Source organism: Caballeronia sp. BR00000012568055 (genome assembly GCF_029439455.1).
In the GTDB taxonomy this organism is placed as follows: Bacteria; Pseudomonadota; Gammaproteobacteria; order Burkholderiales; family Burkholderiaceae; genus Caballeronia.
Genome location: NZ_JAQFVG010000357.1, coordinates 140,391 through 160,101, shown reverse-complemented (window position 1 = coordinate 160,101; position 19,711 = coordinate 140,391). Strand labels below are relative to the sequence as shown.

Below are 19,711 nucleotides of genomic sequence, written 5' to 3'. Positions count from 1 at the left end.
CAGCGTTTTTTCGCCGTGTCCAGCAAACGTTTGACGCCTTTGTACATGGGCTTTCCGCGAACGCGCGTTTCAATTCGAAACATCTGATACGTCTTTGGCGGGATAGATCGGAACAAGCCTTGCTCGAATGGGGGCACCGTTAAGAGGACACAAGACATGAAGCAAAACGTAAAGACAGGTGTGAATCCCGAGTTCCGACAGCGCCGACCCGCCCAACTGGCCGAACGTGAACTGCAACACCTGGAATTGATACTGGGCAACGTGATCGAACGAAGCAATATCGATCCAAGCCGATTGCCCGCGAAGTATTGGGATATGCGCGTCGCGCAGCTCGATGCGGACTACGATCTCGTGCCATCGCAAAGCCAGCGCGTGGCCACGCTTCAGCGCAAGCTCGCAGCGCTCGATGAAGTGCTCGATACGACGGACATCCGCAGCGCCGCCTGAATATCAACGCGTATCAATGCGCCGTCTGCATCCACTCATCGACGAAGGTCTGTCCGGCGGATTGCGCGCTCAACAACGCGTCTTCGGCGGTATCGAAACTGCCGATGCGCCGTTGCGCCACATACAGCGGTGAGAACGAAGTCACGGGCCGTCCTGAACGGCTGATCGTGACCACGGCAAGATACTGCGCCGTCTGAGGCGCAGCCTTCGAGACAAGCCGAAACGACGCTTCCACCGCGACTTCCAGCACGAAGCCTTTATGGTTGTACGAACGGATCATCGCGACACCCCGCACGAGTAGTCTCGTACGCACAGCATCCCGCGTACCCGAACAGCGCTTATTTCGCGCGGTCGATTGCAGAGCTTGCCGCAACAGCCGCAAGATCGGCGCGAAGCTCGGCCCATTTGCCGAGCAGCGAGGCATCGTTGGTGAGGAAGTACGGCGCGGCCGTCCATTCCGTGACGTGATCATCGTCGTGCGCGATCTCGAAGACGCGCAGATCCGCGTCTTCGCTTACACCCATCTGCACGAGTTCGGCGAATGCGTGCATCTGCCGGATTTCGACTTCGTAGATCGGCACGCTGCGCAGCACCGAAATCACCGTTTTACCGATACGCCATGCCGCCTCGCGGCCATCGGCCATGACGAACGCGATGCCCGCGACGGGCGCGCACAGCGTCAATCGGAAAAGTTTCGATCTGCATTCTTCACTGAGTTGCGTAATCATGATTCACAAGCTGGCGCGCGAGAGAGCTGCGCGCGGAGTCGATTCATCGGGGCGGGTTGCCATGTTTGCTCCGCTTAGAGCAGCGGAGCATAACGGATGTTCCCGCAGACGAATATGTCACGCGCGTAAGTCATGATAGGCCAGGCGCGTGACAGCTTGCATGACGCATAAACGCGCTCAGTGATTGAGTTCCTCCAGCCGCAAGCCATTGGTCTTCGGCCCGAATAATCCGATGGTCAGCGCCACCGCCAGCATGCACGCCGTAATCCCGGCGAACACGCCCGGCACGCCGAAGTCCTTCAACAGCGACGCGATGATAAAGCCCGACATCATCGCGCCGGCGCGGCTGGCGGAATACACGATACCGCTCGCCCGGCATCGCACGGCAGTGGGAAAAAGCTCGGTCTGATACGCGTGATAGCACACCGAAATGGTCTGTCCCGCGAGCGATACCAGCACGCCCAGCGCGATCAGCGCCACCGGCGAACGCATCTGCGCAAACGCGATGCCGCTCGCAATCACCACCAGCGCGCCGCCGACGATCAGCCATTTGCGCTGCACGCAATCGGCATAGAACATCGACAGCAACGGACCGATGGGCAGCGCAAACGCGATCACGAACGAATACAGCAGACTCTTCGTCACCGTCACGCCCTGACCGATCAGCAAGGTCGGCACCCAGTTCGCGAAGCCGTAGTAACCGATCGCCTGACAGAAGTTGAAGACCACCAGCATCAGCAAGCGCGACCGATACGGCGGCTGAAGCAACTCTCCGAACGATGCGCGCCGCTGCACCGGCTGCTCGACCACGGGCAAAGGCGGCGGCAACGGTTTGCCGGATTCGAACGCCACCTTCTCTTCGATCTCGCGCAGCACGCGCTCGCTCTCGTCCTGCTTGCCGTGCATCGCGAGCCAGCGAGGACTCTCGGGCACCGCGCGCCGGATGAACCACACGATCACCGCACCCGCCGATCCCGCCAGCACCACGATGCGCCATCCATCGAGTCCGAACACGGTCACTGGCACCAGCCAGTAAGACAGAATCGCGGCGATGGGCGCGGCGGCGAACATCACCATCTGATTGAAGGCCATCGCGCGGCCGCGCATATGCTGCGGCACGAGTTCCGTCACGTAGCTATCGATGGTGATGATCTCCACGCCCACGCCGATGCCGGTTACGAAGCGCCAGAAGATCACGCCTTCGGGCGTGGTCTGGAACGCCATGATCGCGGAGCCGATCGAGTACCACAGCAACGAAATGGTGAACACGCTGCGGCGACCGTATTTATCCGGCAGCCAGCCAAAAAAGAAGGTGCCGATAAACAAGCCCGCAAACGTCGCCGCGATAAAACCCGCGATCCCCGTGAAGCCGAAGAACGCGTGCGTGGTGGTTTGCAACAGGCCGCTTTTCGCCATGCCCGGTGCGATATAACCCGTGAAAATCAGGTCGTAAATCTCGAAGAAACCACCGAGCGATATCAGCAGCACGAGCATCCACAGATGCCGCGTGACCGGCAATCGATCCATGCGTGCGGAGATGTGCGCGCCCGGTGTGTCGGCGACGCGGATGTGCGGCTGCGCGAGCGATTCCGCGTCCGCAATGACGGTTGGCTGCATGCTGTGTCTCCTGTGTCTTTCAGGAACGGCGGCGCTTGTATTTTGGATGCGCCTGCCATCGTGTTATGCCGGTTTATGCGGTAACGCGTTTGCCGATCCTGCTCAGCACTTCCTCCGTATGCTCGCCCACGCGTGCGAGCGGCTGACGCACGCCGGGACGCCGCCCGCCCATCGTGAGCGGAAGCAGCACGACATCGGTGGTGGTGCCGTCGTCGGTTTGCATCGGTACGAGGCCGCCGCTGGCTTTCAGATGCGGATCGTCGAGCAATTGCTCGGGGCGCATGATCGGCGCGTACGGAATGCCCGCCGCTTCGAGCTTCGGCGCAAGTTCTTCCACGCGATGATCCGCGAGAATCGCGCCGAGCCGCGCGAGCAGTTTCGGACGCACCGCGACGCGCAACGCGTTATCGGCGAATTCGGGATCGGCGGCAAGATCGGGATGTTGAAGCACATCGCAAAGCGTGACGAACTGGCGATCGCTGACGGCGCCGATGAATAGCTGCTCGTCGTTGGCAAGCGTGAAGACGTCGTAGACGCTCCAGGCGGAGACGCGCGCGGGCATCGGCGGCGGGGCTTCTTGTGTCATCGAATATTGCTGCATGTGCTGGGCGGAGAGGAACACGCAGTTCTCGAACAGCGCGCTCTGCACTTCCTGACCGTGGCCGGTGAGATCGCGTTCGCGCAGCGCGGCCAGCACGCCGATTGCGCCGAACATGCCGCCCATGATGTCGTTCACCGATGTCCCCGCGCGCAGCGGCCGTCCCACTGGTCCGGTCATATACGCGAGGCCGCCCATCATCTGCACGACTTCATCGAGTGCGAGGCGCTTTTCATACGGCCCCGGCAAAAAGCCCTTGTGCGACACATACACGAGGCGCGGATTGTCCTTTTCGAGCGACGCGTAATCGAGGCCGAGTTTCGCCATCAGACCGGGCCGGAAATTCTCCAGCAGCACGTCCGATTCACCGATCAGATCGAGCGCCGCCTCGCGTCCTTCGGGCGTGTTGATATCGAGCACGACGCTTTTCTTGTTGCGATTAAACGAGCGAAAGAAGCCGATACCCAGTCCCGGCAGATTGCGCGTGCGGTCGCCGCCGGGCGGTTCGATCTTGATCACTTCCGCGCCGAGATCGGCGAGGATCATGCCGCAGGTCGGTCCCATCACCATATGCGTGAATTCGATCACGCGAATGCCTTCGAGCGGCAACTTAGGCTGATTCATTTCGATATCCTCATCTTCAGACGTTTTGTGCCGCGAAAGTAACCGGAAGGCCCGCATGCGCCAGCGCGCCATGCAGCGATTCGCCATCGAGCCAGCGCGCGAGCTTGGCGCGCAGTTCGAGCAGCGCCGTTAAGTCGATGCTGGTGTCATAGCCCATATCGGCGAGCATGAACGCGAGGTCTTCGCTCGATGCATTGCCGCTCGCGCCCGGCGCATGCGGACATCCGCCGATACCCGCGAGCGTCGCATCGAAACGCGTGACGCCGGTTTGCAAAGCCGCGTGCACGTTGGCGAGCCCGAGGCCGCGCGTATCGTGGAAATGGCCGCACCAGAAGCGCTCGCCGGCGATCTTGCGGGCCGCGTCGAACAACGCGCGCACGGCGGAAGGCCCCGCGTAACCGACGGTATCCGCGATGCTCACGCGATCCGCGCCCGCATCGAGCAGCGCCTGCATGTAGCGCAGCACATCGGCGTGATCGACGCGGCCCTGAATCGTGCAGCCGAACGCCGTGCCGATGCCGCCTTCGATCAGCGTCTTCGCGCCGGAGGCATCGCGGGCGGCGCGCATTTTCGCGACTTCATCGACGACTGCTTCGGGCGTTTTGCGCAGATTCGCCAGGCTATGCGCGCGGCTCGCGGACAGCGGCACCAGCATCAAATCCGCTTTCGTTTCGATGGCCCGCTCCGCGCCCTTCAGATTCGGCACCAGCACCGAAACTTGCAGGCCCGGCAGCGTTTTGGCATAGGCGACGAGTTCGGCGGTATCGGCGAGTTGCGGCAACAGGCGCGCGGGCACGAAGGAACCGACTTCGATCTCGCGTTGACCTGCCGCGTACGCATCGCGAATCCATTCGATTTTCTGCGCGGTCGGCAGAATCGACTGGATGCTTTGCAGGCCGTCGCGCAAGCCGACTTCGCGGATTACGGCGTTCATGGGGTTGTCTCCGAGTCTTGTTTGGTTCGACTCTAGACATTCCGTTTGCACCGGAAAAGCGGTATTTTGGAAGGCCAGACATTCCGGTTCGGAACGGCTCGACCCGCTCGACACCATGGAGACGCAACAGTGCGCGATATCGACCTGAAGACGCTGCGTTTATACGTGACGGTTTGCGAGCATCAGAACATCGCGCGGGCGGCGCAGGAAGCGCATATCGAACCCTCGGCGATCAGCAAGCGCATCGCGCAATTGGAGACATCGCTGGGCGTGCCGCTGCTGGCGCGTTCGCGGCGCGGCGTCGAGCCGACCGCCGCCGGACTCGCGCTGCTCGAACACGCGCGCAGCGTGCTCTTTACGATGGAGCGCATCGCCAGCGACGTGGCGGCGTTCGGCGGCGGGCTGAAGGGACGCGTGAGCATTTGCGCGTCGGCATCGGCGATTGCGGAAGCGCTGCTCGACGATATCGCCTCGTTCATGCGCGAGCCGTCGAATCAGAACATCAAGGTCGATGTCGAAGAACGGCTGTCGCAGGATCTCGTGCGGCAACTGCGCGAAGGCGTGGCGTCGGTCGGCGTCTGCTGGGACAGCGTGGATTTGCGCGGCTTGCAGCATCGGCCGTATCGGCGGGACCGGCTGGCGCTGGCGGTGCATTCGACGCATCCGCTGGCGCGGCGGCGGCGCGTGAGCTTCGAGGAATCGCTCGATTACGAACACGTCGGACTGCCGCCCGCAACGGCTGTGCACACGATGTTGCAACGCGCCGCCGCGCAGGCGGGCAAGACGATGTCGTATCGCGTGATCGTATCGAGTTTCGATGCGGCGTTTCGCGTGGTTGCGGCGGATCTGGGCGTCAGCGTCGTACCGATGGAAGTGGCCGCGACGTATCGGCAGGCGCTGGGAATCGGCATCGTGCCGCTGACGGATGAATGGGCGCAGCGGCGCTTTGTCGTGTGCTTTCGGGACTTCGATAACTTGCAACCCGCCGCGCAACGGCTCGTCGAGCATTTGCGTCAACGGGCGGTTACGAAGGCCGATTAGCGCGAGAAGCCCTGCTGCTTAGTAATCCAGTTGCGCGGCGGCGTCGTTGCCGTGGCCCAGAATCGTTTCGAAATTAGCGATGGCGGGCTCCGCGTACTTCACGGGCGGCGCATCGGTCGGCAGCGGCGCGGGACCGGAATCGGACGCCTGCGGATACACCGGCAGCGGCGGCGCGCTTTGTCCAGCCGAGTCGATCGGAAACACCGGACCGCCGACCACGCCCACGCTGAAAAACGGATGCGCCTGCGCCACCGTCACCACACCGGCGCTCAGCGCCACGGCCACCATGATTTTCTTGATCGTGTTCATCGCTTTCTCCTTGATCCGCTTCGTCGTTCGTTCGATGAAGCCATTTTGCGACGCGAGAATGAGCAGAAAATGAGGAGACGATGCGGTTAGACTTCTTCCCTGTTTTGGCTTATTTCGCTCAGCGCGCTTATGAAACGCATCCTAATTATTGGCATCGGAGCCGGCAATCCCGATTACGTGACCATGCAGGCCGTGAAGGCGCTGAATCAGGTCGATGTTTTCTTCGTGATGGACAAGGGCGAAGCGAAGGCGAAGCTGATCGAATTGCGCCGCGAGATCATCGAGCGATATGTCGAGAACAGCGACTACCGGATTGTCGAAGCGACGAGTCCCGAGCGCCGTCCCGATGGCGACAGTTATCTCGGCGCGGTCGAGCAGCTCAATCGCGACAAGCAGGATATCTTCGAACACCTGATCGCCGATGCACTCGCCGATGGCGAATGCGGCGCGTTCCTCGTCTGGGGCGATCCATCGCTGTACGACAGCACGATGCGCATTGTCGCGAGCATCGCGCAGAGCGGGCGGCATGCGTTCGAGTACGAGGTGATTCCGGGCATCAGCAGCGTGCAGGCGCTGGCGGCGAAACATCGCATCGCGCTGAACGCGATCGGCAAGTCGGTGACGATCACCAATGGACGCGGCATCGCGCAGGGGTTTCCATCGAACGTGGATAGCGTGGTGGTGATGCTGGATGCGCAGAACGCGTTCCGGCATGTCATCGACGAGGACGTGGATATTTACTGGGGCGCGTATGTGGGCACGCCGGACGAGATTCTCGTGTCCGGCAAACTGAGCGACGTGGCTGATGAGATCGAGCGCGTGCGGGCGGAGGCGCGGGACCGTGAAGGGTGGATGATGGATACGTATTTGTTGAAGCGGCGACAGAGTCAAAGCTAAAGCCAATTAAAACAACCCACCCTCCAACACCCGCAAATTCCCCCACTTCACCGCCGTCTTCCGCTCGATGCCATCGTCATGAATCGAGCGGATCATCACGCGTTGTCCGCGCGCCTCTCCCAACACTTCGACGATACGGTTACGATACCGCGCCAGCGTGCCGCGTAACGGCTTGCGCTTCATGTTGCGTTCGGTGCGTGTGCGGGTGGAAACTGCGGGCATTGGGCGTGACAGCGATTTATGACGGCATCATCATAACGATGGCCGCGCTCAGCTTCAAACTCTCTCGTTCTCTCTTAGCGAATCGCCACCATGCGCCGAATCACTGTCCGCACATCGCCCGTTCATGGCCGGGGCGTATTTGCCCTGGCGGATCTGCCCGCCGGCATCATGTTGCTCGAATACAAGGGACAGCGCGTATCGTGGCGCGAAGCGCAGCGAATCCACGCGCGTTCGGGCGCGGAAGACGGTCACACCTTTCTCTTCGGTCTCGATGACGGCAGCGTGATCGACGGCGCGCGCGGCGGTAATTCCGCGCGCTGGCTCAATCACAGTTGCGCGCCCAATTGCGAAGCGGAACAGGACGGCGAACGCGTGTTCATCCGCGCGATACGGTCAATCGAAAAAGGTCAGGAATTGTTCATCGACTACCGTTTGACAGTCGATGGACGCCGCACCGCCGCCATGAAGCGCCTCTACGCCTGCCGCTGCCTCGCGGATGCCTGTCGCGGGACCATGTTGTACAGCCGTCGCTGATCTTTCGATAACGTGCATCCCGCACGCGTCGTCTTCCGTATTGCCTGACGTAATCATGCTTCCCGTCAGGGATATCGACGATGGCGCAGTCCGCTTGTTTCTCCGTTTCCGGCATTGCACGGCGGCAGCGTGGCGCGATGTTATATTGCGGCACGTATTCACGCCCTCTCCTGCCCATGACGGAACCGATCTCAGGTAGCAGCTCAGGTAGTAGTTCAGGTGATTCCTCCGACGCCGACCGGCAGCGCCGCGAGCGTCTGAACGAGATGCTCACGCGCGTGGCGCGCGGCGATCAGCAAGCCTTTGCCGAGCTGTATCGCGCGACGTCATCGCGTGTATTCGGCGTGATCGTGCGGATGATGCACGATCGCGGTGAAGCCGAAGACATTCTGCAAGAGGTCTACGCCACCGCCTGGCGTCGCGCCGATACCTTCGATCCCGAACGCGGCAGCGCCATCACGTGGCTCATCACGTTAGGCCGAAATCGCACGATCGACCGCATGCGTCAGCATCGCGAAGAATTGCTGGGCGACGACGAAACGCCCGAAGTCGCCGATGAAGCGCCGACGCCCGCCGCCGCCGCGGAATCGAACGAAGAGCGCCTTCGACTCGAAAAATGTCTCGAACGTCTGGAACCGCAGCAAGGCCGCGCCGTGCGTGAAGCCTTCTTCACCGGCGCCACGTATAACGAACTGGCGCAGCGTCTCGCCGTCCCGCTCGGCACCATGAAGAGCTGGATCCGCCGCAGTCTCATGCAGTTGAAGACCTGCCTCGAACAATGAACACGCCCGCTCAAGACGACGATCTGCGTTGCGCCGAATACGCGCTCGGCGTGCTCGATGCGTCCGAACGCGCCGCGCTGGAACGCGATATCGAACGCGATCCGGCCTTGCAGCGCATGCTGGACGCGTGGCATCGGCGGCTGGCGCCGCTGGCGCTGGATGTGCGCGCCGTCGATCCGCCCGCGCGGGTGTGGACGCGCATCGTGCGGGATATCGGTTTCCTTTCGACCGATGCTGCGCCCGCGCGCAAGAGCGTGTGGGATAGCCTCAATCTGTGGCGCTGGCTCGCGGTCGGCGCGAGTGTCGCCGCATTGGTCCTGCTAGGCGTGAACCTGGTGTACATGCGCCAGCAGCCAGTGCAAACCGCCGCCGCACCAAGCACCTACATGGTCGCGACCATTGCAAGAAAGGACGGCGTCGCGCACTGGACCGCCACCGTCGATGTGCGCAATTCGCGGATGGTCGTGGTGCCTGCCGTGCCCGCCACGCTCGCCGCCGATCGCGCCACCGAACTTTGGCTGATCGTGCCGAACGAGAAGCCGATCGCGCTCGGCGTGTTCCCCGCGATCGAATCCGCGACGATGCAGCTGCCGCCGGACATCATGGCGCGCCTCAATGCACAAGCGACGCTCGCGGTATCGATCGAACCGACGGGTGGATCGCCGACCGGCCAGCCGACCGGACCGGTCATCGCCACCGGCGAGATGCACGCGGCATGACATAACGTGCGGGCGTGTGCAGTTTTTGCATGCGCCCGCGCTGTTTCTCTCCGGCCTATTCCCGAAGCTGCAAAGCCACGTCTGTCCAGGACGTCCATTTTCCGTTCGCCCTAAAAATAGTGCGTCCGTTTGCATCTGACGCGGCGCGGCATCCGTATTGCGATAGACAGACCAATCCACGGACGTCTACGCATGCCCTTACTCGTCACTCTCGCCATCGTCGTAATCGGCTTCGTGCTGGTGTTCGCCGCAGCGTGGCTCTGGCAGTTGCGCTCCAAAAACGCCGGTATGGTCGATCCGGTCTGGGCTGCATCGCTCGGGGCGGCGGCGTGCGTGGTCGCGTTGTGCGGAACCGGCGCGACGGTCAATCGCGTGTTTGTGGCGCTGGGCGGCATCGTGTGGGGCGCGCGGCTGGCGCTGCATTTGTGGCGGCGCAATCACGGCAAACCAGAAGATCCGCGCTATCACGCCTTCCGCGAGCGCTGGGGCAAGGACGCTGCCCGCAATATGTTCTGGTTCTTCCAGCTACAAGCTTTCATTTCGATCCTGCTCGCCCTCGCGTTCCTCGTCCCCGCTTATGCCGATAAACCTGCCAGTCCGCTCGCCATTGTCGCGGGCGTCATCGTCTGGCTGATTGCGGTCGGCGGTGAAGCGCTTGCGGATCGGCAACTCAAACGCTTTGCGGCGAATCCCGCGCATCGCGGCAAGGTCTGTCGCGATGGCTTTTGGCGTTATTCGCGGCATCCGAATTACTTCTTTGAGTGCGTGCATTGGGTCGCTTACACGGTGTTGTCGATTGCGCTGCCGTTCGGCTGGCTCACGCTCGCGCCGCCCGTTCTGATGGCGTGGCTGCTGCTGAAGGTATCCGGTATTCCGCTGCTGGAAGCGCGCATGGCCGATACACGCGATGGTTATCGCGACTACATGCGCACCACGAGTCCGCTGATTCCCTGGCCACCGAGACGCATATGACCACCGCCACGCAGCTCCACGCGATGCCCTCGCGCGACGAAAGCGCCATCATCCGCCTGTGTGAACGCGGCCTGTTGCCCGATGCGCTCGTGCGCGTCGGCATGCGCACGCTGATCCGCCAGCGCCTGCGCGACGAACACGTTGATGACATCGCCCGCCACACGCAGGCTTTCGACGCGCTCGTCGCGGAGTTGCGCGCGAGTCCGATCGCCATCGAAACGCAGGCGGCGAACGCGCAGCACTACGAGTTGCCCGGCGCGTTCTTCGAAGCGCATCTCGGCCCGCAACTGAAGTATTCGTGCGCGTTGTATCCACGCGGCGACGAAACGCTCGCGCAGGCCGAAGACGCGATGCTCGCACTCTATGCCGAACGCGCACAACTCGAAGACGGTCAGCGCGTGCTCGATCTCGGCTGCGGCTGGGGATCGCTGGCGCTGTGGATCGCGCGGCGCTATCCGCGATCGGAAGTCGTGGCGCTATCGAATTCGCACGGGCAGCGCGCGTTTATCGAATCGCGTGCGCCTTCGAATTTGCGCGTGGTGACGGGCAATATCGTCGATTTCGAATTCGATGCAGCGACACGCCCGTTCGACCGCATTCTCTCGATCGAAATGTTCGAGCATATGAAGAACTACGGCTTGCTGCTCGCCAAGATCGCGCGCTGGCTCGATGACGACGGCAAGCTCTTCGTCCATCTTTTTGCACACGAAACGCTGGCGTATCACTTCGCGGCGAAGGACAGCGGCGACTGGATGTCGCGCTACTTCTTCACCGGCGGCACCATGCCGTCCGCCTCCTTGCTGCTGCGCTTTCAGGACGATCTGAAAGTCTCGCGCCAATGGTGGATCGACGGCACGCACTACGCGCGCACCGCAGAGCACTGGCTGCAATCGCTCGATGCCGCGCGCCCGCGCATCATGCCGATGCTCACGCACGTCTACGGCGACGCCGCGTCAATCTGGTTCAATCGCTGGCGCATGTTCTACATGGCCGTCGGCGAATTGTTCGGGTATCGGCGCGGCGGCGAGTGGGGCGTCGCTCACTATCTTTTCGACAAACACAAGGAGAAAGCATGAGACGCGCGCTCGTCATTGCGGTGGTTGCGGCTGGCGTCGTCGTGGTGGCGGCGAGTTGCAGCAATGGTCCGCCGAATCCGAATCCGCGCGCCGATGTGCCGCTGCAAAGCGTGCCCGTCGATTTGCCTCGCTACATGGGCCGCTGGTACGTGATCGCGAATATCCCGTACTTCGCCGAACGCGATTTCGTCGCGAGCCGCGCGGAGTGGACTTTGCGCGCCGACGGCAAGATCGACGATGAGTTCTTCGGCCGCAAGAAAGGCTTCGACCAGCCGGAAACGCATCATCAATTTCTCGATACGGTGAAGCCCGGCAGCGGTGGCGGCGAATGGAGCGTGCAGCTTTTCTGGCCCGTTCACGTGATGCAGATGACGCTATGGGTCGATCCGGACTATCGCTACACGATTCTCGGCTATCCGAACAAGAAGCTCGGCTGGATCTTCGCGCGCGACCCGATGATGAGCGACGACACCTATCACGCGCTGCTCGCCCGTCTCGATGCGATGGGCTACGACACCACGCGTTTCCGTCGCGTGCCGCAGTCGCCGGAGCAGATCGGTCAGCCGGGTTTTGCGAGTCCCGGCCAGCGTGAATAGCTTTTGTTGCATCCGTTCGCCGATACCGCTCGTATCGGCTGATACCCGCCACGCATCTTGAAAGCCACGCGCCGCGGCCCACAGGCGCGAGGAGACCACATCGCATGGAACCGATGGCGCAACGAGGAAGGCAACGAATCGCGGTGATCGGCGCGGGAATCGCCGGTCTCGCGAGCGCGTATCTGCTGGCGCGCGAGCACGATGTCACGTTGTTCGAAGCTGCCGATCGGCTTGGCGGTCACACGAATACCGTCGACGTTCAGGTCGATGGCGTCACGCATCCCGTCGATACCGGCTTTCTCGTCTTCAACGACCGTACGTATCCCAATCTCATCGCTTTGTTCGATGAGCTTGGCGTGCGCGCGCATCGTACGGATATGTCGTTTTCGGTGTCGCTCGACGATGGCCGGCTCGAATGGGCGGGCACCAATCTGAACACGGTTTTCGCGCAGCGCCGCAATCTGTTTTCGCCGACGTTCATCGGCATGTTGCGGGATATTTTGCGATTCAATGCATCGGCGGAAAGGCATCTGGAAGAAGCGCTGGGCAATCGCTGCACGGTGGGTGAACTGCTGATCGAACGCGGATACGGCGTGCCGTTTCAACGTCACTATCTTCTGCCGATGGCCGCCGCGATCTGGTCCAGCGCGGCCAACGATGTGCTGCGTTTTCCCGCTGCGACGTTTTTGCGCTTCTGTCTCAATCACGCGCTTTTGCAGGTGAATAACCGGCCGCCGTGGAGAACCGTCGCGGGCGGCGCGCGCGAGTATGTGCAGCGCATCGCCGCGACGCTTGAAGACGTGCGCACGCAATCGCCTGTGCGCGGCATTCGTCGCGATGAAAACGGCGTCACCGTCATCACCGATCGAGCTGGTCCCGAACGCTTCGACGCTCTCGTGCTCGCCACGCACGCGCCCACAAGCTTGCGCCTTTTAGACGACGCCACCGATGAAGAACGCGCGTTGCTCTCCGCCGTGCGCTATCAGGAGAACATCGCGGTGCTGCATACGGATCGCGCGTTGCTGCCGCGCCGCCGCCGCGTGTGGTCGGCGTGGAATTACCTCGGCGCGAAGCATGCCGGACCGGTTTGCGTCAGCTATCTGATCAACCAACTCCAGCCGCTTCCCTTCGATACCCCGATCATCGTGACGCTCAATCCCGTCGATGAACCCGCGCCCGACAAGCAACTCGGGCGTTATCGATACGAACATCCGCTGCTCGACCTCGCCGCCATCGATGCGCAGCAACGCCTGCCCGCGATTCAAGGCGCACGCCGCACGTGGTTCGCGGGCGCATGGACCGGCTACGGCTTCCACGAAGACGGCCTGAAGTCGGCGCTGCGCGTGGCGCGCGATTTCGGCATCGCGCCGAAGTGGGCGACGCTATGACGAGCGCGCTCCTGATGACGGGCCGCGTGATGCATGAACGCCTGCGCCCGGCGGCGCATCGCTTCGAGTATCCGGTGTGCTTCGTGTCCTGCGATATCGCGCGTTTCGATGACTTGCCGCGCGCGTGGTTTGGCATAAACCGGACGCGGCTGCTTGGGCTTTCGACACGCGATTACGGTCCGCGCGACGGCAGCGCGCTCGAACCGTGGATGCGCGCGCGGCTGGCCGAATCGAATATTCCCGCCGATGGCGAAATCCGTTTGCTGACCATTCCGCGCGTGTTCGGCTACGCGTTCAATCCGGTCAGTTTCTGGCTCTGCCACGATCGCGCGGGCGCGTTGCGCGCGCTGTACGCGGACGTGCGCAATACCTTCGGCGCGCATCGCGGGTACTTGCTGAGCGCGCCGGATCACGCGCCGATCGACGACGACACCACGCTCACCTGCCGCAAGACGCTGCACGTGTCGCCCTTTTGCGATGTCACCGGCGACTACGCGTTTCGCGTGCGGCGTCATGGCGCGCGGCTGTCGGTATCGATCGATTATCGCGATGAAGACGGCCTGCTGACCCGCACCGCGATCGGCCTGAAAGCGCGTCCGCTGACCTTCGCGCACGCCTGCCGCACCTTGATGCAGCAGCCGATGCTCGCAGCAGGCGTGATCGTGCGCATTCACTGGCAGGCGCTGCGGCTATGGCTCAAGTGCGTGCCGTTTTACGGCAAAACTCCTCCGTCCGAAGCGCGGGCAAAAACCAACGAATTGAACGATGAGGCTCGACCATGAATTTGCTGCGCTCGCTGTACGCGCCCGGCGACATGCCGCTGTCGGCGCGGCTGTTTTTTCGACTGCTCCGACGCATTCAGGTCGGGCATCTCACGCTCGTAATGCCGGACGGCGCGCAATGCGTCTTCGGCGATCCGCTGATGCAGCCCGCCGCGCGTCTGCATATTCTCGACTGGCGCGCCTGCCGCGCGATTCTGCGTTCGGGCGATATCGGTTTCGGCGAGGCGTATCGCAATCAATGGCTCGATACGCCCGATGCCGCCGCCGTGCTGCGTCTGGCGATGCGCAACGAAGCGCGTGTGCAGCGCACCGTGACGGGCGGTGTGATCGCGCAATGCTGGCATAACCTGCGGCATCGGCTGCGGCCGAATTCGCGCGCGGGCAGCCGGCGCAATATTCACGCGCATTACGACATCGGCAACGCGTTTTATGCGCTGTGGCTCGATCCGACATGGACCTATTCGAGCGCTTTATTCGATGGTGACACGACGCTTTCGCTCGAAGCGGCGCAGGCGCGCAAGTATCAGCACATCGTCGATACGCTCGGTTTGCGCGCGGGCATGCGTGTGCTGGAAATCGGCTGCGGCTGGGGCGGCTTCGCGTGTCATGCGGCGCGGCTCGGGATTTATGTGCACGGCGTGACGGTATCGCAGGCGCAGCGCGCGTTTGCCGCCGCGCGCGTGGAACGCGAAGGCTTGAGCACATTCGCCGATATCGAACTGCGCGACTATCGCGATCTGCACGGCCAGTACGACGCGATCGTTTCCATCGAAATGTTCGAGGCCGTGGGCGAAGCGTTCTGGCCGCTGTACTTTCGCGCGCTGCGCCGATGTCTCGCGCCGGGCGCGCGGGCGCTGGTGCAGTCCATCACCATCGACAATGCGCGTTTTGCGGCGTATCGCGCGTCGAGCGATTTCATACGCGAGTACGTGTTCCCCGGCGGCATGTTGCCGAGTCCTGAACGATTCGTGCGCGCGGCGCGGCGTGCGGGTTTCGAAGCCGAATCGACGCTGGCGTTCGGCATGGACTACGCGCGCACGCTCTCGCACTGGCGGCGCGCGTTCGAAGCGCGAATCGAAGAAATCCGCGCTCAGGGTTTCGATGAAACCTTCGTGCGCACCTGGCGGCTATATCTGGCGTATTGCGAAGCGGGCTTCGACGAAGCGCGAACCGACGTCCGGCACTTCATCGTTAAAGCGTGTTTTTTGGACCAAAAGCACGCATAGAAAAAATTGACTGCAAAAAAAGCCGTCTCGCGCGCCTTCATTCGCGCGAGACGGCCGAGACCGACGCTTTGTGGCGGGAACGCCGGTGTTATTTATTATATGTACCCGACCGCCAATCAGACACATTTTTCCGCATTTTTTAAAATTTTATTCTCCACTGATTCAGTTAATAGCATTATTGTTTTGTTCGTTGCAACGATAGAACGATTTTCATTCACGTTGTTATTTTGATTTCAAAGTGCAGATTGCGTGTGATTCGGACACCAAAATGTGCTTGAAATGGGCCGCAAATTCGCCGCATGCCCGCACGGCGGTCACGACATCAAGAACCGCGCGAATCTGCCGATAACACATGCAGGTTCCCTCCAGCCCGCGCCCCGATGACCCAGCCCGCCCGCAGCACCCTGCAAGCCGCTTTTCTCCGTCACGAAGACTCGCTCGCGCCCGCCGATCACGCGCTGGGCGAGGACGATCACGCCGTCTATCGCACGCTGCTCGAATCGACCAAGGCGATTCCGTGGAAAATCGACTGGGCGACGATGGAGTTTGCGTATATCGGACCGCAGATCGAAAGTCTGCTCGGGTTTGTGCCGTCGTCATGGAAGACGGTTCAGGACTGGGCCGACCGCATGCATCCCGACGATCGCGAAGCGGTGGTCAACTTCTGCGTGTCGCAATCGCAAGCGGGCACGGATCACGAAGCCGACTATCGCGCGCTGACGGCGAGCGGCGGTTACGTATGGATTCGCGATGTTGTGCACGTGGTGCGCAAAGAGAATGGCGACGTGGATTCGCTGATCGGCTTTATGTTCGATATCAGCGAACGTAAGCGCACCGAAGAAAAGCTCGCGCAACTGCAAGCGGAACTCGAACGGCTTTCGCTGTCCGACAGTCTTACCGGCGTCGGCAATCGCCGCATGTTCGATGCGGTCATGACGCGCGAGTGGAACGCGGCGAAGGAATCGGGCAAGCCGCTCTCGCTGGTCATGATCGATATCGACTTTTTCAAGTCCTACAACGATTACTACGGCCACTTGCAGGGCGATGAATGCCTGAAAAGCATCGCGCGCGTGCTCGCGGATGCAGCGGGCGAAGACGCGTTTCTCGGCCGCTTCGGTGGCGAAGAGTTCGTGCTCGTGTTCCCGGATACCGACGCCGAATCCGCCATGCGCGTGGCCGAACGCTGCCGCGCGCTTATCGCCGATGAAGCCATCGCGCACGTGCGCTCGCCGCATCAGCAGCGCGTGACGGCGAGCTTTGGCGTGGGCACGGTAGTACCGAATGGCAGTATCGACGTGACGACGTTTATCAATCTGACCGACGCGCAGTTGTACCAGGCGAAGGAAAACGGCCGTAACCGGATCGCGACGGTGGATCGCGCGGGCATGGGCGGCGTCGGCTTCAAGGCGCAGTCGCGCTAGTCGCGCTAGTCGCGCCAGTCACGTTATACGCGTCCCGCAATCGGGATCGACGCGCCGGTGATGCACTGCGCATCGCGCGAGAGCAGGAAGGCGATCACCGCGCCGATTTCCTCCGGCTTCACCCAGCGCGTGAAATCGGCGTCGGGCATATCGGCGCGATTCGCGGGCGTGTCGATGATCGAAGGCAGCACCGCGTTCACCGTCACGCCACGCTCCTTCAACTCTTCCGCGAGCGCTTCGGTCATGCGCAACAATGCGGCTTTCGATGCCGCGTACGCGCCCATTCCCGCGCCCGCCTTGAACGCGGCGAGCGCGCCGACATTGACGATACGCCCGCCATCGCTCAAATGCCCGAGCGCCGCTTTCGATGCGTTCAGCGCCGTTTTCACGTTGATATCGAACAGGGTTTGCCAGGTTTGCGCCTGACCTTCGCCGATGGTCTCCCACCGGAACGCGCCCGCGATATTCACCAGCGCGTTCAGTCCGCCGAACTGCGCGGCGATCGAATCGATGGCTTTTTTCGCGGCGTGTTCATCGCTCAAATCGATGCCGGTCACGGCGAGCGCTTCCGGCATCACGTCCGCCTTCCCGCTATGCCCGATCAGCGCGATATGCGCGCCGCGATCGGCCAGCACGCGCGCCGCCGCCAGCCCGAGATTGCCGAAGCCGCCCGTGATGGCGACCGTCATTCCTTCCAGCGTGTGCATGGTCTCGACTCCGTTTTCATTCGTATGCGGACGCGACAAGCATAAGCCGCGCACACGCCGATGTCAGTTTCCGCGTTCGGTCCATCCGGCATGCGCCGCCGCGCGCTGCACCGCGAGCACGGACACGGACGTGACCAATCCGGTCATGAGAATGCCGAGAAAGCCGAGCATCAGCACGATAAGTCGTCCGGCTGGCGTGGTCGCGACGATATCGCCGTAGCCGATGGTCAGGCCCGTGACGCCGCAAAAGTACACCGTTTCGCCGTACGTGACGGGCAAGTGATTGACGGTGGAAATGGGCGCGCCGTAGAAGAACATCGCGGTGGCGAGGATGAAAAAGCACGCGATATTGGCAACGAAGATCGGCAACAAATGCAGCGTGACGCGTGCGAATTCGATCATCGTGCGATACGCGCCGATCCTGAGGTGACGGGTTGAAGGTGGCGTATTCATGCGAGGACTCCGGAACGTTCGCCGGCGCTGGATCGAAAGGAATCAGGCCGGAAAAACGCCATGGTAGTCCTGCTGCGGCCGCCTCAGACCATCCTGTCGGGCGATGCAAACACTTTGACAAACGGCCGCCCGGACAGCATCCACACCGCCGCGCCGATCAGGATCGCGGCTGCGCCGGCCACCGCCAGCGCCGCCGAAAAGCCACCCGCGAAACCGGCGCGCGCCATATGTACGACGGCATCGCTGCCCGCGCCGGCGTGGGCGAGATCGCCCGCGAGCACGCGCGAGAGGAAGGTGGAATCGAGCTTGCCGCGCAGATCAGGCGCGCTTGCGGCGAACGTTTCCAGCGCCGATTGCGTGCGCGTGGCGAGCACCGCGCCGAGCACGCCGACCGACGTGACGATGGCCGTAAAGCGCGTCGTCGTGCTGATCCCCGACGCCATGCCAGTGCGATGCGCGGGCACGCACGCCATGATGGCTTTTTGCGTATCGCCATTGAGCACGCCCGCGCCGAGTCCGGTGACGATCATGCCGAGCGCGATCAACGCGTAATTCGCCATGCCCGCGAACCACGCCGTCAACAGATTGCCGATACCGATGGTCGCCAGTCCCACGCTCAGCAGCAACATGCCCGGCACGCGCTTCGATGCCGCCGCGCCGATATGCGGACCGACGATCATCGCGATCGCGAACGGCAACATGCCGATGCCCGCGCGCACCGCAGGCAAGCCGAACGCGTTCTGCAAGTACAGCGGCAGGAAGGTCATCATCACTTGCGCGCACGCGGCGTAACCGAACATCGCCAGTACGGCGGCGACGAAGCGCGGCTGGCGAAATAACGCGAGATCGATCATCGGATGAGCGCGCTGGTTTTGTATGCGCACGAAGAGCGCGAGCAGCGCGGCGCTCGACGCGAGTCTGAGTTCCGTGCGCCAGTCCGCCCAGCCGAGCGCCTGCGTGCCGATCAAGGCCCAGATGCCGAGCGCGAGCGCGGCGGCGAATGTCGCGCTGCCGAGAAAATCGACCGGTCCCGCATGCGGATTGCGCGATTCGCGGATGCCGCGCCACGCGCACCACGCAAGCACCGTGCAGATCGGCAGATTCATCAGGAAGATCCAGCGCCAGCCGAACCATTGCGTGATGACTCCGCCGACCAACGGCGCGATCGTCGTCGATACACCCATGCACGTGCCCCACACGGCCCACGCGCGCGCCCTTGCTTCGCCCTCGTGGAACGTATTGGCGATGATCGCGAGCGCGGAAGTCAGCAACATCGCCGCGCCCACGCCCTTCGCCGCCCGCGCGATATTCAAGGCCATCGCTGACGGCGCCAGCCCGCATCCAAGCGATGCGAGCAGAAACGCCGCCAGTCCCGCGATCAGCATGCGCCTGCGCCCGAAGCGATCCGCGAGCGCGCCCGCGGGCAGCAGACACGCGGCGAACGCGACCATATACGCGCTCACGACCCATTCGACATCGGCGAAACCGGCGTGGAAATCGCGCGCGATGGACGGCAGCGCGACCGCGACGACGTTGGTATCGAGCGTGATGAGCGCGCAGGTGGCCGAACAGGTCAGCAGCACGAAGCGCTCTGAAATGGCATTCGACATGGCATTGAACATGAGCGGACAGATCGGT

23 protein-coding genes are annotated in these 19,711 nt (G+C 62.6%); 13 read left to right on the top strand and 10 right to left on the bottom strand.

Translation table 11 applies throughout. From position 1 onward, the window contains the following. Nucleotides 1-156: 156 nt before the first annotated feature. Entirely contained in the window at nucleotides 157-447 is a 291-nt protein-coding gene (locus tag P7F28_RS31720; protein ID WP_277189233.1) for a hypothetical protein, read from the top strand. Nucleotides 448-460: 13 nt separating this feature from the next. Here the strand turns inward: P7F28_RS31720 and P7F28_RS31715 are convergent, their stop codons facing one another. The 5 genes from P7F28_RS31715 to P7F28_RS31695 all read right to left on the bottom strand — a co-directional run bounded on the left by P7F28_RS31715 (nucleotide 461) and on the right by P7F28_RS31695 (nucleotide 4,948). Next, on the bottom strand, nucleotides 461-760 hold the full coding sequence (locus tag P7F28_RS31715) for a hypothetical protein (protein ID WP_277189232.1): 300 nt from the start codon (nucleotides 758-760) through the stop codon (nucleotides 461-463). 25 nt (nucleotides 761-785) lie between these two features. After that, nucleotides 786-1,175 (bottom strand): hypothetical protein, encoded by a 390-nt coding sequence (locus tag P7F28_RS31710; RefSeq protein ID WP_277189231.1) that lies wholly within the window; start codon nucleotides 1,173-1,175, stop codon nucleotides 786-788. Between the two features lie 177 nt (nucleotides 1,176-1,352). Beyond that, nucleotides 1,353-2,792: an MFS transporter gene (locus P7F28_RS31705; protein WP_277189229.1), complete on the bottom strand. Its 1,440-nt coding sequence runs from the start codon at nucleotides 2,790-2,792 to the stop codon at nucleotides 1,353-1,355. Between the two features lie 73 nt (nucleotides 2,793-2,865). Then, nucleotides 2,866-4,014 carry a CaiB/BaiF CoA-transferase family protein gene (locus tag P7F28_RS31700; RefSeq protein ID WP_277189228.1) on the bottom strand — a complete coding sequence of 383 codons (1,149 nt, stop codon included), beginning with the start codon at nucleotides 4,012-4,014 and terminating at the stop codon, nucleotides 2,866-2,868. 16 nt (nucleotides 4,015-4,030) lie between these two features. After that, on the bottom strand, nucleotides 4,031-4,948 hold the full coding sequence (locus tag P7F28_RS31695) for a hydroxymethylglutaryl-CoA lyase (RefSeq protein ID WP_277189227.1): 918 nt from the start codon (nucleotides 4,946-4,948) through the stop codon (nucleotides 4,031-4,033). A 129-nt stretch (nucleotides 4,949-5,077) separates the two neighbouring features. On the opposite strand from P7F28_RS31695, the gene P7F28_RS31690 reads away from it, so the two are divergent. Continuing rightward, entirely contained in the window at nucleotides 5,078-5,989 is a 912-nt protein-coding gene (locus P7F28_RS31690) for a LysR family transcriptional regulator (RefSeq protein ID WP_277189226.1), read from the top strand. A gap of 18 nt (nucleotides 5,990-6,007) precedes the next feature. Here the strand turns inward: P7F28_RS31690 and P7F28_RS31685 are convergent, their stop codons facing one another. Beyond that, nucleotides 6,008-6,298, bottom strand: coding sequence for a hypothetical protein (locus tag P7F28_RS31685; protein WP_277189225.1), 291 nt, complete (start codon nucleotides 6,296-6,298; stop codon nucleotides 6,008-6,010). Nucleotides 6,299-6,427: 129 nt separating this feature from the next. On the opposite strand from P7F28_RS31685, the gene cobF reads away from it, so the two are divergent. Next, entirely contained in the window at nucleotides 6,428-7,195 is a 768-nt protein-coding gene (cobF, locus tag P7F28_RS31680) for a precorrin-6A synthase (deacetylating) (protein WP_277189224.1), read from the top strand. A 6-nt stretch (nucleotides 7,196-7,201) separates the two neighbouring features. Here the strand turns inward: cobF and P7F28_RS31675 are convergent, their stop codons facing one another. Continuing rightward, nucleotides 7,202-7,378, bottom strand: coding sequence for a hypothetical protein (locus P7F28_RS31675; protein WP_277189223.1), 177 nt, complete (start codon nucleotides 7,376-7,378; stop codon nucleotides 7,202-7,204). Nucleotides 7,379-7,507: 129 nt separating this feature from the next. Here P7F28_RS31675 and P7F28_RS31670 point away from each other — a divergent pair, with 129 nt between their 5' ends. The 10 genes from P7F28_RS31670 (at nucleotide 7,508) to P7F28_RS31625 (ending at nucleotide 16,913) form a co-directional block, all read left to right on the top strand. Continuing rightward, the gene (locus P7F28_RS31670) at nucleotides 7,508-7,951 is read left to right on the top strand and encodes an SET domain-containing protein (protein ID WP_277189222.1); all 444 of its coding nucleotides are present in this window, start codon (nucleotides 7,508-7,510) and stop codon (nucleotides 7,949-7,951) included. Between the two features lie 176 nt (nucleotides 7,952-8,127). Beyond that, the gene (locus tag P7F28_RS31665) at nucleotides 8,128-8,733 is read left to right on the top strand and encodes a sigma-70 family RNA polymerase sigma factor (protein WP_277189221.1); all 606 of its coding nucleotides are present in this window, start codon (nucleotides 8,128-8,130) and stop codon (nucleotides 8,731-8,733) included. Further along, nucleotides 8,730-9,452, top strand: a complete 723-nt coding sequence (locus P7F28_RS31660) for an anti-sigma factor domain-containing protein (RefSeq protein ID WP_277189220.1) — start codon at nucleotides 8,730-8,732, stop codon at nucleotides 9,450-9,452. Before P7F28_RS31665 ends, P7F28_RS31660 begins: the two co-directional genes overlap by 4 nt. A gap of 192 nt (nucleotides 9,453-9,644) precedes the next feature. After that, a complete protein-coding gene (locus P7F28_RS31655; protein ID WP_277189219.1) occupies nucleotides 9,645-10,424 on the top strand; it encodes a DUF1295 domain-containing protein in 780 nt (259 codons plus the stop codon). Beyond that, complete coding sequence (locus tag P7F28_RS31650; protein WP_277189218.1) at nucleotides 10,421-11,500, top strand: cyclopropane-fatty-acyl-phospholipid synthase family protein; 1,080 nt, start codon at nucleotides 10,421-10,423, stop codon at nucleotides 11,498-11,500. Before P7F28_RS31655 ends, P7F28_RS31650 begins: the two co-directional genes overlap by 4 nt. After that, complete coding sequence (locus P7F28_RS31645; protein WP_277189217.1) at nucleotides 11,497-12,096, top strand: lipocalin family protein; 600 nt, start codon at nucleotides 11,497-11,499, stop codon at nucleotides 12,094-12,096. The genes P7F28_RS31650 and P7F28_RS31645 overlap by 4 nt, the downstream gene beginning before the upstream one ends. A 113-nt stretch (nucleotides 12,097-12,209) precedes the next feature. Continuing rightward, nucleotides 12,210-13,484: an NAD(P)/FAD-dependent oxidoreductase gene (locus P7F28_RS31640; protein ID WP_277189257.1), complete on the top strand. Its 1,275-nt coding sequence runs from the start codon at nucleotides 12,210-12,212 to the stop codon at nucleotides 13,482-13,484. Continuing rightward, nucleotides 13,481-14,266 (top strand): DUF1365 domain-containing protein, encoded by a 786-nt coding sequence (locus P7F28_RS31635; protein ID WP_277189216.1) that lies wholly within the window; start codon nucleotides 13,481-13,483, stop codon nucleotides 14,264-14,266. Before P7F28_RS31640 ends, P7F28_RS31635 begins: the two co-directional genes overlap by 4 nt. After that, nucleotides 14,263-15,492, top strand: coding sequence for a cyclopropane-fatty-acyl-phospholipid synthase family protein (locus P7F28_RS31630; RefSeq protein WP_277189215.1), 1,230 nt, complete (start codon nucleotides 14,263-14,265; stop codon nucleotides 15,490-15,492). Before P7F28_RS31635 ends, P7F28_RS31630 begins: the two co-directional genes overlap by 4 nt. A 380-nt stretch (nucleotides 15,493-15,872) precedes the next feature. Next, nucleotides 15,873-16,913, top strand: a complete 1,041-nt coding sequence (locus tag P7F28_RS31625; protein WP_277189214.1) for a sensor domain-containing diguanylate cyclase — start codon at nucleotides 15,873-15,875, stop codon at nucleotides 16,911-16,913. Nucleotides 16,914-16,936: 23 nt separating this feature from the next. Here the strand turns inward: P7F28_RS31625 and P7F28_RS31620 are convergent, their stop codons facing one another. The 3 genes from P7F28_RS31620 to P7F28_RS31610 all read right to left on the bottom strand — a co-directional run bounded on the left by P7F28_RS31620 (nucleotide 16,937) and on the right by P7F28_RS31610 (nucleotide 19,695). Continuing rightward, entirely contained in the window at nucleotides 16,937-17,620 is a 684-nt protein-coding gene (locus tag P7F28_RS31620; RefSeq protein ID WP_277189213.1) for an SDR family oxidoreductase, read from the bottom strand. Nucleotides 17,621-17,683: 63 nt separating this feature from the next. Next, a complete protein-coding gene (locus P7F28_RS31615) occupies nucleotides 17,684-18,073 on the bottom strand; it encodes a potassium channel family protein (protein WP_277189212.1) in 390 nt (129 codons plus the stop codon). An 83-nt stretch (nucleotides 18,074-18,156) separates the two neighbouring features. Then, a complete protein-coding gene (locus P7F28_RS31610) occupies nucleotides 18,157-19,695 on the bottom strand; it encodes an MFS transporter (protein ID WP_277189211.1) in 1,539 nt (512 codons plus the stop codon). Nucleotides 19,696-19,711 lie beyond the last annotated feature (16 nt).